Annotated in this window: 19 protein-coding genes; 2 read left to right on the forward strand and 17 right to left on the reverse strand. The window is 48.4% G+C overall.

Annotated features, from left to right (window positions below):
- The first annotated feature begins 137 nt into the window (after nt 1-137).
- Nucleotides 138-1,058 carry an aldo/keto reductase gene (locus DXB83_RS09370; protein ID WP_117509911.1) on the forward strand — a complete coding sequence of 307 codons (921 nt, stop codon included), beginning with the start codon at nt 138-140 and terminating at the stop codon, nt 1,056-1,058.
- 303 nt (nt 1,059-1,361) lie between these two features.
- On the opposite strand, the gene DXB83_RS09375 is transcribed toward DXB83_RS09370, so the two are convergent.
- The 17 genes from DXB83_RS09375 to DXB83_RS09455 all read right to left on the reverse strand — a co-directional run bounded on the left by DXB83_RS09375 (nt 1,362) and on the right by DXB83_RS09455 (nt 19,306).
- On the reverse strand, nt 1,362-3,362 hold the full coding sequence (locus DXB83_RS09375) for a glycoside hydrolase family 31 protein (protein WP_117509912.1): 2,001 nt from the start codon (nt 3,360-3,362) through the stop codon (nt 1,362-1,364).
- A 274-nt stretch (nt 3,363-3,636) separates the two neighbouring features.
- Complete coding sequence (rplA, locus tag DXB83_RS09380) at nt 3,637-4,329, reverse strand: 50S ribosomal protein L1 (protein ID WP_022463246.1); 693 nt, start codon at nt 4,327-4,329, stop codon at nt 3,637-3,639.
- A 79-nt stretch (nt 4,330-4,408) separates the two neighbouring features.
- Nucleotides 4,409-4,834: a 50S ribosomal protein L11 gene (gene rplK / locus DXB83_RS09385; protein WP_022463245.1), complete on the reverse strand. Its 426-nt coding sequence runs from the start codon at nt 4,832-4,834 to the stop codon at nt 4,409-4,411.
- A 72-nt stretch (nt 4,835-4,906) separates the two neighbouring features.
- Nucleotides 4,907-5,428, reverse strand: a complete 522-nt coding sequence (gene nusG / locus DXB83_RS09390) for a transcription termination/antitermination protein NusG (protein WP_022463244.1) — start codon at nt 5,426-5,428, stop codon at nt 4,907-4,909.
- Nucleotides 5,429-5,444: 16 nt separating this feature from the next.
- Nucleotides 5,445-5,645 carry a preprotein translocase subunit SecE gene (gene secE / locus DXB83_RS09395; protein ID WP_022463243.1) on the reverse strand — a complete coding sequence of 67 codons (201 nt, stop codon included), beginning with the start codon at nt 5,643-5,645 and terminating at the stop codon, nt 5,445-5,447.
- Nucleotides 5,646-5,666: 21 nt separating this feature from the next.
- Nucleotides 5,667-5,816: a 50S ribosomal protein L33 gene (gene rpmG, locus DXB83_RS09400; protein WP_055219257.1), complete on the reverse strand. Its 150-nt coding sequence runs from the start codon at nt 5,814-5,816 to the stop codon at nt 5,667-5,669.
- Nucleotides 5,817-6,159: 343 nt separating this feature from the next.
- Nucleotides 6,160-7,644 carry a C69 family dipeptidase gene (locus DXB83_RS09405; RefSeq protein WP_118697502.1) on the reverse strand — a complete coding sequence of 495 codons (1,485 nt, stop codon included), beginning with the start codon at nt 7,642-7,644 and terminating at the stop codon, nt 6,160-6,162.
- A gap of 72 nt (nt 7,645-7,716) precedes the next feature.
- A complete protein-coding gene (locus DXB83_RS09410) occupies nt 7,717-9,423 on the reverse strand; it encodes a M20/M25/M40 family metallo-hydrolase (protein WP_158581102.1) in 1,707 nt (568 codons plus the stop codon).
- Entirely contained in the window at nt 9,416-10,726 is a 1,311-nt protein-coding gene (locus DXB83_RS09415) for a CapA family protein (RefSeq protein ID WP_158581103.1), read from the reverse strand. Before DXB83_RS09415 ends, DXB83_RS09410 begins: the two co-directional genes overlap by 8 nt.
- A 129-nt stretch (nt 10,727-10,855) precedes the next feature.
- Entirely contained in the window at nt 10,856-11,596 is a 741-nt protein-coding gene (locus tag DXB83_RS09420) for a gamma-glutamyl-gamma-aminobutyrate hydrolase family protein (RefSeq protein WP_118697505.1), read from the reverse strand.
- 96 nt (nt 11,597-11,692) lie between these two features.
- Nucleotides 11,693-12,784 (reverse strand): M42 family metallopeptidase, encoded by a 1,092-nt coding sequence (locus DXB83_RS09425; RefSeq protein ID WP_117802602.1) that lies wholly within the window; start codon nt 12,782-12,784, stop codon nt 11,693-11,695.
- Between the two features lie 43 nt (nt 12,785-12,827).
- Nucleotides 12,828-13,628 carry a M55 family metallopeptidase gene (locus tag DXB83_RS09430; RefSeq protein ID WP_055219245.1) on the reverse strand — a complete coding sequence of 267 codons (801 nt, stop codon included), beginning with the start codon at nt 13,626-13,628 and terminating at the stop codon, nt 12,828-12,830.
- Nucleotides 13,625-14,617 carry an ABC transporter ATP-binding protein gene (locus tag DXB83_RS09435; RefSeq protein WP_055219243.1) on the reverse strand — a complete coding sequence of 331 codons (993 nt, stop codon included), beginning with the start codon at nt 14,615-14,617 and terminating at the stop codon, nt 13,625-13,627. The genes DXB83_RS09430 and DXB83_RS09435 overlap by 4 nt, the downstream gene beginning before the upstream one ends.
- 1 nt (nt 14,618) lies before the next feature.
- Nucleotides 14,619-15,632, reverse strand: coding sequence for an ABC transporter ATP-binding protein (locus DXB83_RS09440; protein ID WP_055219240.1), 1,014 nt, complete (start codon nt 15,630-15,632; stop codon nt 14,619-14,621).
- A gap of 15 nt (nt 15,633-15,647) precedes the next feature.
- Nucleotides 15,648-16,532: an ABC transporter permease subunit gene (locus DXB83_RS09445; protein WP_055265632.1), complete on the reverse strand. Its 885-nt coding sequence runs from the start codon at nt 16,530-16,532 to the stop codon at nt 15,648-15,650.
- Nucleotides 16,533-16,544: 12 nt separating this feature from the next.
- Nucleotides 16,545-17,465, reverse strand: a complete 921-nt coding sequence (locus DXB83_RS09450; RefSeq protein WP_022463233.1) for an ABC transporter permease — start codon at nt 17,463-17,465, stop codon at nt 16,545-16,547.
- 140 nt (nt 17,466-17,605) lie between these two features.
- On the reverse strand, nt 17,606-19,306 hold the full coding sequence (locus tag DXB83_RS09455) for a glutathione ABC transporter substrate-binding protein (protein ID WP_118697506.1): 1,701 nt from the start codon (nt 19,304-19,306) through the stop codon (nt 17,606-17,608).
- A 288-nt stretch (nt 19,307-19,594) separates the two neighbouring features.
- Between DXB83_RS09455 and DXB83_RS09460 the strand changes: the two genes are divergently transcribed.
- Nucleotides 19,595-21,565, forward strand: a complete 1,971-nt coding sequence (locus tag DXB83_RS09460; RefSeq protein WP_158581104.1) for a sigma 54-interacting transcriptional regulator — start codon at nt 19,595-19,597, stop codon at nt 21,563-21,565.

Here is a 21,565-nt window from a genome sequence, read left to right on the forward strand (position 1 = left end):
TTGACTTTCAAGTGCACTTAAATGATATATTAAAAGCAACGTAATTACTATTCTTTCTGTACTTCCAGAGTCCTTCCACGCCTGCTTTACGAAAACCTCTGCGAATACAGAAGCATTGCAAAGGAGAAAATTCTACTATGAAAGAAACAATTTTAGGCAATCACCTGCGAAAAGTTCCTTCCATTGCAGTCGGATGCATGCGGCTTTCCGAAAAATCGAAGGACGAGATGAATCATTTTATCCACTCCGCTCTGGAGCAGGGCGCATATTTCTTTGATCACGCGGATATCTACGGCGGCGGCATGAGCGAGACTGTGTTCGGTGAGGCATTTTCCGGCGATCCGTCCCTGAAACGGGAGGATATTTTTCTCCAGTCCAAATGCGGCATCCGCCAGGGCTTCTATGATCTGTCGAAAGACCACATCCTGGAATCTGTCGATGGTATTTTAAAACGTCTGCAGACGGATTACCTCGATCTTTTGCTGCTCCACCGGCCGGATGCGCTCGTAGAACCAGAAGATGTAGCTGCCGCCTTTGATGTTCTGTTTGAGAGCGGAAAGGTCCGCCATTTCGGTGTTTCCAACCACAAGCCGATGCAGATTGCACTGCTGCAGAAATATGTCCGCCAGCCACTCGTTGCCAATCAGGTACAGTTCAGCATTCCGGTTTCCAACCTTGTTGCAAATGGCATGGAAGTGAACATGGAGACTCCGGGTTCTGTCGATCACGATGGAAGTCTGCTGGATTACTGCCGTCTTCACGACATTACGCTTCAGGCATGGTCGCCGTTCCAGATGCCATCATGGAAGGGATGTTTTCTTGGAAGCGACGAGTACCCGGAACTGAACCGGAAAATCTGTGCACTGGCCGAAAAATACAGCGTCAGTGATACCACGATTGCGGCAGCGTGGATTCTGCGCCACCCGGCGAATATGCAGCTTGTCACAGGTACGGCAAGTGAAAACCGCCTGAAAGAGATTATCGCGGCATGTGCTATTACGCTGACGCGGGAAGAATGGTATGAGCTGTATCTGGCGGCAGGCCATCCGCTTCCGTAAGTTTTTCTGTCCGCCTGCCCATATGCGGAACAAGGCTAAAATCCCATTTTCGGATCCGTGATTGATTTATAACATCGGAAAAGCATTCCTTTGGATCTTATCGATCTTCTGGAATGCTTTTCCCTTTTCCTTTTCTTTTTTCATGCAGCTATCTGCAATCCGCATTGGCTGCCTGCCCATAACCAAATAACTGCTCCGCAGTTTATCAGAAGAAGCTTGCATTCCTCCTGATACAGGCAAGTCCCCAACCACTGCTTATTACTTTTCGTACTCGAAGCAGGTGACTTACTTGATTCGGTTAAATCAGATCTCTCCCACCAGATATCCCTGTTTTCCGTTGCGCAGGAAGATCGGCAGTGTTTCGATCGGCGCCTCAATTTCATAGGCTTTTCCGCCCTCATAAACATCACCGGTATTTGCCAGCGTCCAGGACGCACCGGCCGGCAGATAAACGGTACGGCTCGTTGCTTTTGGCCGGACAATCGGTGCTACAAGGATGTCGGAGCCGAACATGTAAGCATCGGAGATGTCCCAGCATGCTGCATCTTCCGGGAACTCATAGAACATCGTTCTCATGACCGGTGTTCCTTTTTCGTGTGCTTCTGCCATCAGGCTTCTCGTGTAATCGCGCATTTTTTCGCGGACACCGATGAATTTTGTCAGGATTTCATAATTTTTCTCTCCGAAGCTCCATACCTCGTTGTCAGCTCCGGTTCCCTCACGCACTTCGCCAGCCTTGTTGATGATTTCTTCTCTCGGTCTTCGGTTTCCGTGAATACGCATAACCGGGCAGAAGGTACCAAACTGGAACCAACGCACAAGCAGCTCCTGGAAGTCCGGATCTTCGGTCACACCGCCGTGGAATCCGCCGATATCGGTTGTCCACCACGGAATGCCGCACAATCCCATATGAAGGCCTGCGCAGATCTGTTTGCGGAAGTCCTCGTAGGTTGAGAAAATATCGCCGGACCACACAAGGGCTCCGTATTTCTGGCTTCCGAGCCATGCACAGCGGACGAGGTTGACGATATCCTCCTGGCCGCTCTCTTTCTGGCCCTCGTAGAACATACGGGAATACTCTCTTGGATAAATATTTCCGATCTCTTCCACCGGGCCTGCGGCGTAGCGGTAGCACTCGTACTCATAGGTTGAAAACTCCGGTTCAGCCTCATCGAGCCAGAAGGTGCGGATGCCGAGATCTGCATAATTTTTCTTTACTTTCTCCCATACATACTTTCTTGTTCTCGGATTTGTTGCATCCAGGAAGACATTATTTCCATGGAACAGCATCTGTACATCAACACCTGCGTTGCTCTTCACGAGGAGTCCCTGCTGTTTCATTTCTTCGTAATTCTCGCTTCTCCAGTCGATCTGCGGCCAGATGGAAACCATCGTCTCGATGCCCATCTCATGCAGCTCGTCGATCATTGCTTTCGGATCCGGGAAATATTCTTCATCAAAACGATAATCACCGCATCTTGGCCAGTGATAATAGTCGATGACAAAGACATCCAGCGGAATGCCGCGTTTTTTGTACTCGCGTGCCACATTCAGTACCTGCTCCTGATTGTAGTAGCGCAGTTTGCACTGCCAGAAGCCAAGGCCGTACTCCGGCATCATCGGAACTTTGCCAATGGCATCTGCAAAGTGCTCTTCAATTTCCGCCGGGGTATCACCTGCGGTTACCCAGTAGTCGAGCTGCTTTGTGGTGCGTGCCAGCCATTCCGTTGTGTTTGTTCCGAAATGAACCTCACCGACTGCTGCATTGTGCCACAGGAAGCCGTAGCCAAGGCTCGATACATAAAACGGAATGCTCGCCTGCGAATTGCGGTGCGCCAGTTCCAGGTTGCATCCCTTCAGGTTCATTCGCTCCTGCTGATACTGTCCCATACCGTAAATCTTCTCATCCGGGTTGGAATCGAAGGATACTTTCAGCTGATAAGCGCCGCCCTTCAATGCACGGTAATCGTGTGCGCGCAGGCAGAGCGCTCCGCCGTTCGCGATCTCGGAGAGCAGCACCTCGCCCTTCTGATTCAGGAACGTAATCCGCAGCTTCTGTCCCCACGGCTGAAGCTCGAGAACCGCCTGGATTTTACCGTTTTTGATCGTCGCTTTCAGTTCATCCACCAGCTCAATTTCCGCTTCCACCGGTTCCGGATCAAGCAGTGCAATGCTTCCCTCTTCTATCTCCGAAAGAAGCGTACCTCTCACCCGAAGACTGTCCTTCTGCCACGGCTCCATTCGGACCGTCTCCCCATCCTGCCGGAAAATCAGCGCATTTCCCTGTTTTTCAAAATACTGCATAAAAACCTCCCTTTCCATCCCCCGCCGCCCCATAAGCGCACGCGGGCTCTGCTGTTTTCGTTTGCTTTCTACTTAGTATTATACTAACATTTCGGGCAGAATACTTGATCTTAATTTTCATGTTCTAACACTATTTTGATCTTTTTCAATTATTTCCCATTGAAATAAAGCTCTTTCTTAAGGAATCGGAATTCGCCTTTCCCCTGCGTCCGTTTTTCAACGCAAAGAACCCCCGGAGCCATTACAGCCCCGGGGGTTCTCAGTATTTCATTTATTATGCAAGCTTCAAAGTATTAACCTTAACTCCAGGTCCCATAGTAGGAGCCAGAGTAACGCTCTTCAGGTACTGTCCCTTCAGAGTAGCCGGTTTTGCTTTGTTGATTGCACCGATCAGCGTCTGGAAGTTGTCGCTTAACTGCTCCTCAGTAAAAGAAGCTTTTCCGATTGGCACGTGGATAATGTTTGTTTTGTCAAGACGATACTCAATCTTACCTGCTTTGATCTCTTTAACGGCTTTGGTAACATCCATAGTTACGGTACCAGCCTTCGGGTTTGGCATTAAACCTTTCGGTCCAAGTACACGGCCCAGACGACCAACAACACCCATCATATCCGGTGTAGCAACAACAACGTCGTAATCAAACCAGCCATCGTTCTGGATTCTCGGGATCAGCTCCTCAGCTCCAACGAACTCTGCACCTGCTGCAACAGCCTCATCAGCTTTTGCGCCTTTAGCGAAAACAAGGACACGAACCTGTTTTCCGGTACCGTGCGGCAGAACAACTGCTCCACGGATCTGCTGGTCTGCGTGACGTCCGTCACAACCAGTTTTGATGTGAACTTCGATTGTCTCGTCAAATTTAGCAGTAGCTAATTTCTTAACTGTGGAAATAGCATCTGCCGGATCGTACTGAATGCTACGATCAACTGCTTTTGCAGCCTCTAAATATTTCTTACCATGTTTCATTGTCTAATAACCTCCTGGTGGTAGTTGCGGGAATCTCCCTCCCACGTCAATACGAGAAGATGTAAACTCTTCTTCTAAATTAGTCCTCTACAACGATACCCATACTTCTTGCGGTACCTGCGATCATGCTCATAGCTGCCTCAACAGTTGCTGCATTCAGGTCTGGCATCTTCATCTCTGCGATCTCACGAACTTTGTCCTTAGAGATAGTAGCAACTTTCGTTTTGTTCGGAACGCCGGAACCAGATTTCAGGTTGCAGGCTTTCTTAAGCAGAACTGCTGCCGGAGGAGTTTTGGTTATGAAGCTGAAACTTCTGTCTGCATATACAGTGATAACTACAGGGATGATCAGGTCTCCCTTATCTGCTGTTCTTGCGTTGAACTCTTTGGTAAACTGTACGATGTTTACTCCGTGCTGTCCAAGTGCAGGTCCAACCGGTGGTGCTGGTGTTGCTTTACCAGCAGGAATCTGTAATTTGATATATCCTGTAACTTTCTTTGCCATTTTACGGCACCTCCTAAATAAATGTGGTAATTGCGGGAATTTCCCTCCCACGAAACGCCCCTGGGGCATTTCTTACATCTTCTTGACTTCTGCGAAACTTATTTCTACCGGCGTTTCGCGGCCGAACAGCTCAACATTGATGGTAACCATCTGTTTTGTATCATTGATACTCTGAATCAGTCCGGTTGTATCCTTCCATGCGCCGCCTGTTACAACGACTGCATCGCCGACTTCAAGGTCAAGCTCAACCTTTTCCTCACCACCGGTGATTCCAAGGTTCACCATTTCCTCATCCGTAAGCGGTACCGGCTTGGATCCCGGTCCTACGAAGCCCGTAACACCTCTGGTATTGCGGACAACATACCAGGTATCGTCGTTCATGATCATGTTGATCAGAACGTAGCCCGGAAACAATTTCCGGAGTACCTGTTTCTTGGTTCCGTTCTTGACTTCAACAACTTCTTCCATAGGAACACGTACTTCCAAAATCTGATCCTCAAGATGACGGTTCTCAATTGTTTTCTCAATATTGGCTTTTACTTTGTTTTCATAGCCCGAATAGGTGTGGACTACATACCAGTTTACTTCTGACATTCTGACACCTTTATCCTTATTTGATCAATAAATTGACGAACTCGATTACAGCGCTGTCAACCAGGGTGATTAACCCGCAGGTTACTGCAGAGATCGCTACGACTGCAACGGTCTGCTTGCCCAGCGTTTTGTTGTCAACCCAGATGATTTTTCTGAACTCTGCTTTCAAGCCCTTGAACCAGCTCTTTTTGGATGCTTTTTTTTCAGTTTCTGCCATTGGATCACCTCTTACCAAAGATTATTTGGTTTCTTTGTGCATTGTGTGCTTTTTGCAGAATCTGCAGTACTTCTTTGTCTCCATTCTCTCAGGATGGTTCTTTTTCTCTTTTGTCATGTTGTAATTACGCTGTTTGCATTCAGTACATGCCAATGTGATTTTTACGCGCACGACTTCCACCTCCACTGTGTATTTGCGTTATCGCTTGTGATCCTTGCGGATCAGCGGCGGTCTCTTCATTTCTGCCCTGTTTTTGCTGCTCGTACTTCAGCAATTTCAGGCATAAAAAAAAGACCTTCTTCCATGTCGCTGGTTTATTGTAGCACAGGAACTGCCTGTTGTCAACAAAATTCACCAAAGTACGCTGAGATTTTTTATCAGGATCGTATCGTTCACCGGTGTCCGGCGAACTGTAACACCCTGTTTGTTCGAGGCGGTTCCGGACAGGAAATGATTCTGCGCGCAATTTTTCCTGCGCGCAGAACCATTCTCTTATTCTTTCCCTTAAAAAGCCTTACGCATCCGATCTGGAATACGCGTTTTTCATCTGGTTGCTGAGTTCAAAGAGTACCTTGTGCAGTGTTGCACCCGTCTCTTTTTTCAGCATTTCAGCCATTTTGTTGTTTGCTTCTTCTCTCAATTGTGTCTGTTTTGTTTCGTCTGTCTCCCCTGCAAGCAGCGCATCGTACTGATGGATCAGTGCATGGCCTTTTGCCATCACCTTTTCCTGATACCGTTCAATGTGGAAGATAGAAGACTTATAGGACGCATCTGCCATTGCTGCTATCATGCGGCTTGCCCAGTAGAAATTATCTGTGGAAACCTCTCCCGTTGTGTTGGAAAGATACTCCGGTGTTGTCGTCACATCGGTGTAGAACGGAACCAGCACATTGAATGCATTTGACGCAAATGCAATCCACTGCAAAATGCCGTTGTCTCCTTTGTGATCCGGGCGCATCTGGATGACAGAAAGGAAATCGGTCCGGTTGACACCGATGGATCGGTATGCCCCTTTCCACGATTTATCGCCGTATGCGGCATACGGGTCGTACGGTGTTCCCTGATAGTGGGAGGACAGTACGTATTTCACATCCTCTACGGTGATCTTCTTCTCTGGAACCATCATCCACGGAATATCGTCGGATACCGGTGTGTAATCGGCATCCGGTCCGTCCCATTTTTTCGTGTGCGGGTTCAGACAGCGCTCCATGAACCAGGCACGCGGTGTATTGTAAACGTGATCGGAATCATCGTGGCTTCCGAAGGCATCGCGCGGATTAAAATTTCCATCCATAGAAAGATCCAGATGATATGTTTCAATAAATTCTTTCAAGTCTGCTGAGCACATATATTCCTTCTGTTCGCCGAGTGCATCCTCCAGATCAAAATGGTCGATTCCAAGCTGGTTCGGCATGGCCACATAATGGTCATCCGGCACTTTCACTGCCATCCAGTGATGGCCGCCGATCGTCTCCAGCCACCAGATCTCATCGTGGTCCTGAAATGCAATGCCGTTCATCTCGTATGTACCGTACTGCTCCAGCAGGCTGCCCAGTCTTTTGACACCTTCTCTGGCGCTTTTAATATAAGGAAGAACAATATAAACGAGATCCTCCTCGCCGATTCCGCCCGGAACCTCTTCTTTTCCGTCTTCCGCCGGCTGATAAACGACAAGCGGATCAGCACCCAGCACACGCGGATTCGATGTGATTGTCTCGGTCGCAGTCATACCGACCTGCGCTGCATTCACGCCGCTTGCCGCCCAGACCCCCTCGCCTTTTTCTGCGTTTGGCACTGCAGTGTACCGCATCGGATTGTCCGGAAGCTCAATGGTCAGATGAGAAATCTCGGTTTTATAGGTTCTCGGCTGCTCCTCCGGGTGAATCACTACAAATTTTTTCGATGTATAATGGCCTGCACCGGAATCGTCGTTTCGCGCGATCATGGTGGAACCGTCATACGATGCTTTCTTTCCAACTAAAATGGTTGTACAAGGCATAGCTATAGCCCTCCTTTTGCTGTCTTATGCTTCCGATTATGACACTATAAACTGCGATTTGCAAGCACCATGTTATCTGTCATTTTTTTCGTTTTCTTCCTTTTTTACAAAATAAACCGTATCAATTCCTTCTCCCCTGTCATCCTTCAGCCGCCGGACAAGACTATATCCCAGCTTGTCCAGGATATGCTCCTGGGCCCCGTTCGTGGACCAGGTACGGAGAGTAATCCGGCTTCCCGGAAATTTTGCTGCGATGTCCTTTTCTGCTTCTGCATACATTACCTCCGAAATTCCCTGTCCGCGGTAATCCGGCCAGACGCAGAGGGTGGTCAGATAGCAGGAATCCGGATATGCTTCCAGATTTTCACAGTTAAAATGATCCTTCCAGGTCATAAAGGCCCGCACGACTCCCTCTTCCTTCCACAACACCACATGCTGACTGCAGATATTCTCCAGATATTCTGCAATTCCATCCGTCTTTTCTTCTGTCTCGGCCCAGTTCGTCTGGGATGTACTGTTACGGTGGGAAAGCGGCGGAACGAAATCCTGATCGCACAGCTCCAGCAGCTGCCGGATTTCCTCTTTCTCTTTTCGATCCTCTATCCCGTCCCTTACAACGACTCTGCTCTCGCAGCACATCCACGGAAGCCGGCATACGAGTGCTACGGCTGCACACATGCCATCTTCTACGCTGGCGGCATCGAGCCATTCTTCTCTGGTATGCGCTCCCCCGCCCCGGCAGAAACCGACGCAGATAGCAGGAATATGCCGCGACAATGGGATATTACAGTCTGTGGATGCCTCAGAGCATACCGCCTCTTCCCCGTCGGCTGCCTTCAGCGTTTTCTGTGCGCACCGCGTCATACGTGCCATCTGGACAGGATCGGTTTCTCTTGCGCACGGCCGCTTTCCGACGAGCTCACAGGAATACTGTACCTCCTCACTCTGGCGTGCTGCTATGGTCTCCTCCAGATATGTTTCGCAGGCTTCCAGACTCCTGTAATCCTCCGAACGGAATTCAAACAGCATGGAGGCATCCTGCGCAATCGTATTGACAGAGGTTCCTCCCTCTATTTTTCCCACATTGTATGTTGTATGAGATGCTGCATCCGTCTGAAAACGGTAAAGCTCTCCGATCAGGCCCGCAAGCTCTGCAATGGCATTTTTTCTTCCGAAATTCAGGAAAGAATGACCGCCCTTTGTTTTTGCCGAAATCCGATACCGGACAGACCCGATGCAGATGGGATACATTTTATCCCGATACAGATCAAAGGCTGCCATTCCACACAGATTTTTTTCATAATGGTCGACAAGCGCGCGAACTCCGCACAGATTGCCAAGCCCTTCTTCTCCAAGATCCGCTGCAAAAATCAGACCGCATGGAAGCTCCGGCTCTGTCTCATGAACGTATTTTGCCGCCATCAGAAGCATCACAACATTCACGGTATCGTCCGTGATGCCGGGACAACGCCAGATCATTCCGTCTTCTTTGATCTCCAGCGGCTCCTCCAGCGAAAACACGGTGTCCAGATGCGCCGTATACAGAACCTTCTTTTCCTGTTCCGGCCGATACTCCCAGATTACATTTCCAAGCTCATCCGTATGAACTGACTCCATGCCCTGCTGTTTCATCCATTCCATGCAATATGCGATTCTCTGATCCTCTTTTCCCGTTTCCGTCGGGGTCAGTGTCAGCTCCCGCAGCGTCTGCAGCGCAAGTTCTTTGTTGTTCCGGCAAAAGTTTCGGTATTCTTCTTCTATTTCCCATTTTTTACGCATGAAGTACAATCCTTCCTTCTTTGTATTCCCATTCTGTTCCATATCTCTTGCTCACGCGGGTGAGATATTCTGCAATTTTTTCTGCTGTTTTTTCGTCTGCCACGTACGGAATATTTTTTTCTGCGTTTTCCCTGTCCATACCAAGCTCGACCGGCAGAAGCTCCAGATGTGTGCATTTCCCCTGACAGATCTCGAAATACGGCAGCACACTCCGATAGACCTCCGGAATTTCGTAGAGGGAATGTGAGGACTGCTCCTGCCGCCTGGCAATTCCGATGGATGCTGCCGTGTGAATATTCAGACCATATTTTTCCATGTAGTCCGCAGGCAGAAGGTGTACATACTGATTTTCAAAAATAAAATTTCCGAGACAGTAGAAAATCGGACAGTTATGATACAGTTCGATTCCCTTCAGCTGATGCGTTCCGCCCCCGATCACCGCACTGGCTCCCGCATCGATACAGGCGTGTGCAAATTCCTCCAGAAAATAATCCGCTTCCTCGTCATTGTCCTTACGGATTTCATGTGAATGTACCATAACCAGGACTGCCTCACATGTCATCTTCGCTTCCCGGATTGCATCGACGGTGCGTTTCACATCGATCGGATTCGGGCTGGAGCTTCTTCCCTCTGTTCCGTCCTTGCTGATTTCAAACATTTTCCCGCCAAATTCCATGACGCCCTCGGGAAGCGGAGCGATAAATCCCTCCTGCCGGTGCAGATCCCGCAGTCCGTTGATTCCGGTCACCTCTGCAATCTTCGCAAGATCCTGCGCATGTTTCTCCGTAATGGTATATTTTTCCGAAAAGCGCAACGGATTTAAGCCCGGCCTGCCAGGCTGCCGTTCCGTCTGGCTTCCCGCCCTGGCTGCATTTTCAAAGGTAGAACAGATATCAATCACCGCAATCTGTCCCGCCGTTGTGTCCAGAACGGCAGGACGCGATGCTTCGTAAAGATTTTTGCCTGCTCCGGCATATGCCACATCCTTTTTTTTCAGTTCGCTGATCGTAGATGCAAGTCCTTCGTAGGAATAATCCATCGTATGATTATTCGAAATCCCAAGAAAATTAAAACCGTAACGCAGGGTATCTTCCAGACACTTCGCATCTGCAGTCAGCCATGTTCCGCCGGAATACGCCGATGCGTAACAGCTGCCGTCCGATATCGTTGTTTCCAGATTCGCCATCCGAACCTCTCCCTGCATCAGAAATTCGCGAATCGGCAAAACATCCTGATATCCCGGCAGAAGCCGTTTCATAATCAGAATATCACCTGCCGCCGATACTCTTATTGTTCTGTTCATTCTTTTTTTGCCTCCCGAACGATTCCTGCTCTCTGCTTTTGGAATCGCATCTTTATCCATTCTTATTTTTTCGTAACGGTTCAAAAGTCCCATCCCGGTTTTTCTTTCCTTTTACATAGCTCCAAATCGTTACCTTTTCTCTCTGTATCTGCTGCTTCTTTCTACCAGATCCGAAAAAAAGCGGTTCATCTCCGGCGCTGAGTGGATCAGCCCTTCCGGATGCCACTGTACAGCCACAATCTGTCCGTTGCGGCTTTCTATCGCCTCGATGGTTCCATCCGGCGCCGTTGCTGAAACCACGATGTCCTCTCCCGGCGTACGGACTGCCTGATGATGCATGGAGTTTACCGCATGGGTTCCCGCCCCGAGGATTTCTGCCAGATGGGTTCCCTCTTTAATTTCCACATGGTGATGCAGATAAGACCGCTCCAGGGACTGCAGATGCAGAATTGTGGTTTCCTTCTGTGTATAGATATCCTGGTACAGATCACCGCCGCACAGGACATTTAAAAACTGAATTCCTTTGCAGATGCCAAGCATAGGCATTCCCATCTCTTTTGCTGCCCGTCCAAGTGCAAACCATGCCTCGTCGATCTCCGGGCGGATGGTCTGGATCTGCGGTTTTGGCTCTTCCCCATAATACCACGGATTTAAGTCCTCTCCGCCGGGAACCAGAATTCCGTCGCACACAGCAAGTATGCCTTCTGGATCCGCTTTCATGGTAACTGCCGGAATTGCCATAGGAATTCCGCCGTTATTCAGAACTGATTCGATATAATCGCTGTTGACATACATTCTCTCCGCACTTGAAAAAAGTCCCGGCTGTGTTTTATACGTATTTCCCAAGATTCCAATGATCGGTTTTCTCACTTGTAAACTCTCCTTTTTTACCAGATATGCCGAAAACGGCTTCACCTTTCCTGTGAACCCGCTTCCGGCATGCTTTTTCTTTCGTTATCGAATATTTTACAGTACATCCTGATGGCAGATATGACGGATCTTTTCCTCATCTAAAGCACGAATGACATTGGCTGCCATTGCGCTTGCTGCCTCCAGGTCTTCTTTTGCGCAGAAATTGTAATGGCTGTGCGCATAGCGGGATGGAACACCAAGCACCAGACACGGAACTGCTTTTCCTGTCACGCTGATTTTTGCTGCGTTTGTACTTCCGCCTCTTCTTACACTCTCCTGGTATTTGATTCCGCATTTTGCTGCCACTTCCTCGGCCAGTGAAATAAACTGCGTATTGGAAATATAGCTGTTGTCCAGGATACGAATCTGAACACCCTTCTTCATGCAGCCCTGTGCCTGTCCTGCGCTGATGAAAAAGTCATCGGAAGGAGATCCTTCAAATACAATGGCAAGATCCGGTTTTACAATCTGGCTCGTTACCACAGCACCGCGGGTTCCGACCTCCTCCTGCGCCGCAAAGGCGCCGACAACATTAACCGCAAGAGAAGCCTGCTCCTTTTCCAGCTGTTTCATCGTATCTACGATGCATGCGCAGCCGGCCCGGTTGTCAAATGCTTTTCCGAAGCAGATTTCATGCTCTGCATCGTATTCAAAGGTTACATCCGGCATCATCGGATCACCGATATGGATTCCGAAAACGTTTTCAACCTCCTCGCGGCTGGTTGCTCCGACATCCACATACATTTTTTCAATTTCCAGAGTCTGACTGCTGCGTTCCGCTGTTGTCATGAAATGAACCGGTTTTGCGCAGATAATACCATGTACCATTTTTCCGGATCTGGTGCGGATCCATACCGCATGTGCCGGAAGGCTGGTCAGATGAAAGCCGCCAAGCATGATAATGCCAAGGCATCCGTTGTCCTGGATATTCTGTACCATGAAACCGCATGCGTCCAGATGGGCATCCAGCTGGATGACCGGACGGGAATCCTGCTTTGTTCCCGGCATCCGCACATACAGGTTATTCATTGCGTCATTTTCTACATCAAATTCTTTGCAGTAATCTGCTATGGTACGGATGACATCCTCCTCGAATCCACTTGGTCCAAATGCATCGGAAAGCTTACCAAACATTTCTATATCCATTGTTTTATCCTCTTTTCTTTGGGTTTCTGTCAGATTTATATTCTTAATATACAACAAAGCAGTGTGCTGTGACAATATCCATCCAGCGATCTGTCTCCAGCTTATTTGTAAAGGTATCTACCTTCTGCATTCCCGGATAAAACGACATCGTGTACGCTTTTTTCCAGTCTTTATAGGTTACCTCATACGTAAAGTGCTCAGGAAGGGCCACTTGGCACTCTTTTTTCTGTCCAGCAACTGCCTTTTTTACCCCTTCCCGGATTTCGGAGATCACTTTTCCTTTCGCTTTGCACCACGTTGCCGCACCGACACCATGCTTCGTTTCCACTGTCGTAATGCCCGGAATCAGTTCTTTGGCCTGACGGCAGATCTCTTCATCTCCGGAAAGGAACAGCACCGGTACGTGATGTGATGCTGCTGTATAGCTGTTCAGCATGCACTCACTCATCACTTTTCCATTCAGATGAATATACAGGCTGTTTCCTGTCGATGTGTGGCTGATCGAAAAATTGGGATCTCCTGCCGGTGCATGGTATCCAAGATACAGTACGCCGTCATAGCTGTCGTCGATACCATACATCATATTATACGGATGACCACTCTTTCCCCGGATCAGGGTGACATACTCCGGCATTTTCAGCGGGTCAATGTTGGATGCATCTCCGTGACCGTCCTTTACGACAATCTCATCCGCGCCCGCTTCATGTGCTGCTTCGCATGCCGCAACGACCTCTTCGGTCATCTCCTCTGCAAATCTCTGGTATACGCTTTCCTTCTTATGTGTTTCATCGGTCAGTGCCACTCCGGCACAGCCCTCGATATCTGCACTGATAAAAAGCTTCATTTCTGCTGTTCCCTTCTTTCTTTATCATAAAGATGACAATATACGTAATGTCCGTCATCCACTTCATACCGCTCCGGCGCCTGTGTTTTGCAGCATTCCATGCATTTTGGACATCTGGTATGGAATTTGCAGCCTGTCGGCGGCTTGTGGGCGGATGGGATGCTTCCCTCAAGCAGAATTCTTTCTCTTTTTGCCGTCGGATCCGGAACCGGAACTGCGGAAAGCAGTGCCTGCGTATACGGATGCATCGGATTGCTGTAAATTTTCTCTTTTTCTCCGACCTCCACGAAATTGCCGAGATACATAACGCCGACACGGTCACTGATGTATTCCACAACGCTCAGGTCATGTGCAACAAAAATATAGGTCAGATCCAGGTCATGCTTCAGTTCATTTAAAAGATTCAGAACCTGCGCCTGAATAGACACATCCAGTGCCGAAACCGGTTCGTCTGCGATGATCAGAGACGGTTCTACCGCAAGTGCACGGGCAATTCCGATTCTCTGACGCTGACCGCCGGAAAATTCATGTGGATAACGGTTTGCATGGTAGTCATCCAGTCCTACCCGGTGCAAAAGATCCAGCACTTTCTTTTCCAGATCCGCTTTATCCTGATACAGATGATGCACCAGCAGCGGCTCTGCAATGATGTCAAAAACAGACATCCGTGGATTCAGGGACGCATACGGATCCTGAAAAACCATCTGTACCTTTTTCCGGATGGAACGCATTCTCCGGTCATTGTACTCTGTAATATCTTCTCCATCCAGATACACATGGCCCGATGTCAGATTTTCCAGTTTGCAGACGCCTCTTCCCAGCGTGGATTTTCCGCAGCCGGACTCGCCTACAATTCCGAATACCTCTCCTTTTTTCACCTCAAAGGTAACTCCGTCTACCGCTTTGACGAATTCCTTTTTCCCAAATCCGCTTCCGGCAACCGGATAATAAATTTTCAAATCCTCTACTCTAAGTAATGTATCTGACATCCTAGTCACCTGCCTTCTCTACGTGATCTGTTTTGAGCTGTCCGCTTTCGCAGAGCCAGCATCTGCTGATATGGCCTTCTTCGATCTGGAAAAATCCCGGTTCTTCCTCGCGGCATTTTTCCGAAGCGTATGGACATCGCGGCTCAAATTTGCAGCCTTTCGGCATATATTTCGGGTTTGGAACGTTACCCGGAATCGACTTCAGTTCTTTTCCGGCGTCTCCCAGTCTCGGAATCGATCCCAGCAGTCCCTTCGTATACGGGTGGGACGGATTGGCGAAAATTGTTTTTACATCTCCGCGCTCTACCACGCGGCCGCAGTACATAACGGCAACATCATCGCAGACCTCTGCAACAACGCCAAGATCATGTGTAATAAACAGGATGGATGTACCCGTCTCTTTTTTCAGCTGATTCATCAGATCCAGTATCTGTGCCTGAATCGTTACATCCAGTGCAGTCGTCGGCTCATCCGCAATCAGGATTTCCGGCTTGCATACAAGCGCCATGGCAATCATGACCCTCTGTCTCTGGCCGCCGGAAAGCTGGAACGGATACTCCTTCATCATATGCTCCACACGCGGAACACCCGTTTTCCGGAGCATGTCCTCTGCCTTTTTCAGTGCCTCTTTTTTTGATATTTTTTCGTGCTGCAGAACGCATTCTGCCACCTGGTCTCCAATCTTCATGACCGGGTTCAGACTGGTCATCGGTTCCTGGAAAATCATGGAAATCTTGCTTCCGCGCAGCTTTCTCTGCTGTTCCTTCGTCAGCTTTACAATGTCATCGCCATCCAGCAGGATTTCGCCATCAGCAATTTTTCCTTTCGTTCCGGTCAGTAATCCCATCACAGAGAGGGATGTCACGCTCTTTCCACTTCCCGACTCGCCTACGATACCAAGCGTTGCGCCGCGTCGAAGCTCCACATCGACACCGTCTACTGCTTTGATCACGCCGCCATCGGTATAGAAATACGTATGTAAATTTTTTATCTCAAGTACGTTATCAGTAGCCACTTCTGCTCCTCCTTATCAATCGGAAAGTTTCGGATCGAGTGCATCGCGAAGTCCGTCGCCTAACAGGTTAAAGCTCAGTACGGTAAGGAAAATCGCAAGACCCGGGAAAATCGTCACATACATTGCACTTGCCATATAGTTTCTTCCGTTGGAAAGAAGCAGTCCCCATTCCGGTGTCGGCGGCTGTGCGCCCATTCCCAGGAAGGAAAGGCTCGATGCTGTCAGAATGGAAGATCCAAATGACATGGAATACTGTACAATGATGTCCGGAATGGCTCCCGGCAGAATATGGTGAAACAGAATTCTTGCATCGGAAACACCGATGTTCCGTGCCGCCAGGACAAAGACGGAATTTTTCAGGCTCAGCGTTTTGCTTCGGACAAGTCGTGCGAAGGTCGGTGTAGAAAAGACAGCGACCGCAATCACAACGTTTGTCATGCCGCTTCCGAGGATTGCCACGATGGCGATTGCAAGAATCAGTCCCGGAAAAGCGAACAGGACATCGCAGATTCTCATAATAATAGAATCAATCCATCCGCCGTAATATCCGGCCAGAAGTCCGAGAATGGTACCACAGACTGCACCGACCGTAACAGCGCCGAATCCGACTGCAAGTGAAATCCGGGTTCCACAGACGATACGGGAAAACAGATCCCGTCCAAACTCATCCGTTCCAAACAGGTGCTTCATACTTGGTCCCTGCAGAATCGCATTGTAATCATACTCATTGATTCCGTACGGCACAATTTTGCTTCCGAAAAACGCAAGGAAAATGAGAAAAATGATAAAACAAAGCGCAACTACTGCATTTTTCTGTTTTTTAAATTTTCGAACCATCTCAGAAAACGGAGTTTTAATTCTCTCCTGGTTCTCGGTCTGTACTTTTTTCTTTTCTTTCATTCCACTCATCTCCTACTGAAGTTTAATTTCCGGATTCAGAACCGCATAGAGGATATCGACAATCAGGTTGATGACGATAAACTGCAGCGAAAAGATCAGAATCAGGGACTGGATTGCCGGATAATCTCTGTAATTGACCGATTCAATCAGAAGGGAGCCAAGGCCAGGATAGGCAAATACCGTTTCTGTGACAACAGAACCTCCCAGCAGAAAGCCGAACTGCAGACCCACAACCGTCACGACGGAGATCATGGAGTTGCGGAAAACATGCTTCCAGATCACAACCTTTTCTTTGATTCCTTTTGCTCTTGCTGTTCTGACGTAATCTTCTTTTAAAACCTCAATAATGGAGGATCTTGTAAATCGTGCGATCACGGCTGCAATTCCGACGCCGAGCGTGATCGACGGCATAATCAGACTTTTCAGGCTTGTTCCGCTTGTTGTCGGCAGAATTCGCAGTTTTACCGCAAACAGCATAATCAGCAGAAAGCCGATCCAGAACGAGGGGAGTGAAATACCCGAGACCGCAATCGTCATTCCGGTATAATCCTGCCATTTTCCCCGGTGTGTTCCGGACCACACACCAAAGAGCACACCAACAACCGAGCTCCACAGCAATGTGACAAATGCCAGACGGACGGTATTTCCGAATCTTCCCGCAATTTCCTTTGTAACCGGCTGCTTTGTTCGAAGGGAGGTTCCGAGATTTCCTTTTAAAAGTCCTGTCACGTAGGTAACATACTGTGTCGGAATGGATTTATTGAGGCCAAGCTCTTCTCTTACTGCCTCTACGTCATCCTGTGTTGCCTGCTCTCCTGCAACGAGTCTCGCCGGATCTCCCGGAATCAGGCGGACAAAGAAAAATACAAATGTAACAACAATAATCAGTGTGGGGATCGTACCCACAATACGCTTCAGTATATATTTTGGCATATTGTATCTCCTACTTTCATGCTTATCCTACAGGTACAATCCCACGGATCACTGCCTGCTTTCCTGTTTGTAAGAAACCGGCGCCCTCTTTTGATGGAAGGACGCCGGGGTCTTTTTCATATCCTTATTTCAGTCTGCCGTTATTCGGCTGCCATTCTGGCATTTCTCATGCCGATGCTTCCATCGCCTAACAGATATACTCCGGTAATGTTGTTGCTGGTTGCCCAGATGTTTTTATCACTTGCGATGCAGAGCAGCGGAAGATCCTTCCATACAGTATCCTGTACTTCTGCATAGATCTCACCACGTTTGTCTTCATCTGCTGTTGCAAGACCATCTTTGAGAAGCTGATCTACTTTTTCATTCTCATAGTAGCTGATGTTGTAGCTCATCGGCGGTTCAGATTCGGTTGCCAGCATCGGGCGAAGTCCCCAGTCAGCATCACCGGTGGAAGTAGACCATCCGCTTAAGTAGCAGTCTACCTCGGCATCTGCTCCTGCGCAGTCAGCTCCCTGAACCTTTTCATTCAGAACGGCATTTTCCATTCCGTTCAATTCCAGATCAATACCAACCTCAGAAAGCTGCTGTTTGTAGAACTCTGCTTTTTTCTGATTTGCTGTCGTGTTGCTGTACATCAGTGTTGTGGTAAATCCATCCGGATATCCTGCTTCCTTTAACAGCTCTTTTGCTTTTTCCGGATCGTAGGAATACGGATCATTTCCTTTGTAGTGCTGTACTTCTTCTCCTACCATAGAAGTTGCCACAGAACCGTAACCGTTCATAACGACCTGGATATATGCCTCTTTGTTGATTGCATAAGCCATTGCCTCACGAACCTTAACATCGTTGAACGGTGCTTTCTGTGTATTCATGAAGAAGTACCATACGGCGATGCTGTCGCCCATTCCAACGGATACGTTGCTGTCACCTTTTAAGGTGTCAACACTTTCTGTCGGTACAGACCACATAATCTGTGCGTCACCTGCCTGAATTGCAGATACACGGGTAGCACTTTCTGCAACCGGTTTGAATGTGATGCTCTTAAATCCTGCATCTGCATCTGCCAGAGCAGTTCCGCCGCAGACGTCTGCGTCATATCCCCACCAGTCTTTGTTCAGTTCTACTTTCATATGGTCACCGGCAACCCACTCAACAAATTTGTACTGGCCGGTTCCTACCGGTGCCTGTGCACAGGCATCTTCTCCTGCTTCAATCTGTTTCGGGCTCATGATCAGCGTAGCCGGATGTGCCAGGTTGCTGATGAAAGCACCGAATGACTGTGATAAATAAATTTTAACGGTATAATCATCTATCTTCTCTGCATGATCCAGAACATTGCAGAGGAATGTAGTACGTTTCAGTCCAAGGCTCTTGTCTGCCCATTTATTTACGTTTGCAATCAGGGCATCTGCATTCCACGGAGTTCCATCGGTAAAGCTTACGCCCTCACGAAGATGAATCGTATACTCGGTTGCTTCATCATTTGCTTCATAGCTGGTTGCCAGCATCGGAATGATCTGCATATTCTCATCGAATCCAAACAGACCGTCCATCATCATTCGCTGTACACCACCGGAAAGTGTATCGGAAGTATCCATCGGATCCATGGTGGTAAAGTCTACAGCTACCATTGCCGTAACATCAGAATCCTGGGATACCGACTCGCCTGCCGGGATCGTGATGGTATTCTCCGTATCTGCTTCCGAACCGGATGAGGTCGATGCAGCAGATGCTGTTGATGTGCTCTTACTTGTGTCAGAAGAACCTGTCGATCCACATGCTGTCAGTGCCAGTGCCGTTGCTGCTGCAACCAGAGCACGCATTACATGTCTTTTTTTCATTGTTGTCTCCTCCTTTTCTGCAAGTGTTGCTGTTTTCTTTGTTCTTTCTTTTCACAGATAACAGAACCATGATATAAAAAAGAGCAAAGATGCCTTACCTTTTTTTTACAGCCCCTTTGCTTAATCGGTATTATAGATGTAATGCGTCACTATGTCAAAGCATTCTTCTTGATTTTTTCTTTTCTTTTTTGTCTTTTTGCATTTAGGTTGTTTATTTTCGTCAAAAATGATATAATTATCCTAATTTTTAACCCATTACCACTTTTTAGCAGGAAAAGAGGTCCCTTTATGAACAGAAAACAAAAGCTTGGCAACGTATTGATCATTTCTTCCCGGAAACGAATGCTTTCCGAATTTCAGTCTTATCTTCACTCCGTGCTCGGTGAATATCTCACCTTCAATACCCTTTTAAGAGAGCAGGCCACAGACCCTTCTCTCTTCCGGGGATACCAGTGCGTCCTTTTTCCAAGCGTCCGCGCCATGGAAACCTTTCCGCTTACCCTTGACTCCTCCATTTTGCAGCTCCCCTGCGACCGCGTTTTCAACCACATGTTCCTGGATAAAATCATTCAGATTCCGCCGCACGAACGTGTCTATCTGGTAAACGATGATAAATATTCCACGCTCGCTATCATTTCCCAGCTTGAGGAATGCGGCATCACCCAATATGACTTTGTTCCGTTTTATCCCGGATGCAAGGATACCGAGTCTGACATTCAGTTTGCCATCACCGCCGGCGAGCCGCAGCTCGTTCCTTCCCGCATTCCCAATGTACTGGATATCGGCAACCGTATCATCGATATTTCCACTATTTTACAGCTCTGCGAATATTTCAACATTCCTCTGCAGACCGTAAACCGTGTATCGCGCAATTATGTCAATCAGATTCTTCACACCGTCAAAACCTCAGAAACCTACTATACAAATTATGTACAGACCGAACAGCTCATGCAGGTTATCCTGTTCTCTCTTCCCATTGGCATCTGTCTGTTTGGTGCGGATGGCCGCATTCAGTTCATGAACGCTAAATTTGCACATGCCTTCTCGCTTCCCTCCTCCAACTTTGAAGGACAGCCTTTTTCGGAATGTCTTCCGCCTGCCTACGCGGACACTGCTTTCGACCGCAACGGTGACTGGACCATTCTCCTTTCGGATCAGAAAACACAGATCACGTTAAGCGTTCTCTCTATGGTTTTTCCGGATACAGAGCCTGTTTTTCTTGCGTTTCTTCCCGAGAGCAGATCCATGGAAATGTCGGTATCGAAAGACGAAAAAACGGAAGAAAGCACTTTTTTCGCTTCCTCCCGTACCTTTTCCCTTTCCCTGTCCCACGCAGATTCCGTCCAGAATCTGATGGCGCAGGCCAGACATCTTGCACTTTTTGATTTTCCGATTCTGATCCAGGGAGAAAGCGGTACACAGCGCAGGACACTCGCACGTGCGATCCACAATTTTTCGCGCCGCCATCATTATCCGTTTTCCGTTCTTCATTCTCCGGGAAATGATCTGACCGAAGCCTCCCTGCTCCGGCTTCTTGCCGAAACCAACCATGGCACACTCGTTCTTTCCCAGGTGGACCGTTTTCCGCTTTCCATTCAGGATCTGCTGGTCAATGTTCTTACCAATGTTCATGGTAACTTCTTTTCCGCACCGGAAACCCGCCGTTTCGATGTGCGGATCATTGCTATTGCGGATGATAACCTTTACAAAAAAGTAGAAAAAGGAACCTTCCTGCGGGAACTTTTTCACCTTTTAAGTGCTTCAGAGCTTCAGACAGTCCCGCTCCGCAGACGCAGGGAGGATATTCCCGATCTTCTCAATTACTTTCTGCTTCAGTTTTTCCACAACACCGATATGACCTGCGACCGGATCTTTTCGGAAGGGCTTCTGCGCTTTCTGAAGGAATATGCGTACCCCGGAAATATTCATGAGCTGTACAATCTGTCCTGCAGCCTGTTTACCCGGTACAGCAGCCATAAGCTGCAGCTTTCCGATCTGCCAACGTACCTCCGCTCCCGCCAGATGGCTGACGTTTCCCTCACCGCCCTTCAATATCAGGTTCTTTCTTTCGTATCGACGCATCCGAAAGCAGGCCGCCTGGCAATCAAAAACGGACTGGCCGACGGAGAAACCTTTGTATCCGAAGCGGCTCTGCGCACCGTACTCGGAGAGCTTTCTTCCGCCGGTTATCTCATCGTGCACCGGACAAAAGGCGGATGTGAAATTTCCGAGCTGGGGCGTATGGTTCTGGAAAAATAA

This window comes from Blautia sp. OM06-15AC (assembly GCF_003481425.1).
Taxonomy (GTDB): Bacteria; Bacillota; Clostridia; order Lachnospirales; family Lachnospiraceae; genus Fusicatenibacter; species Fusicatenibacter saccharivorans.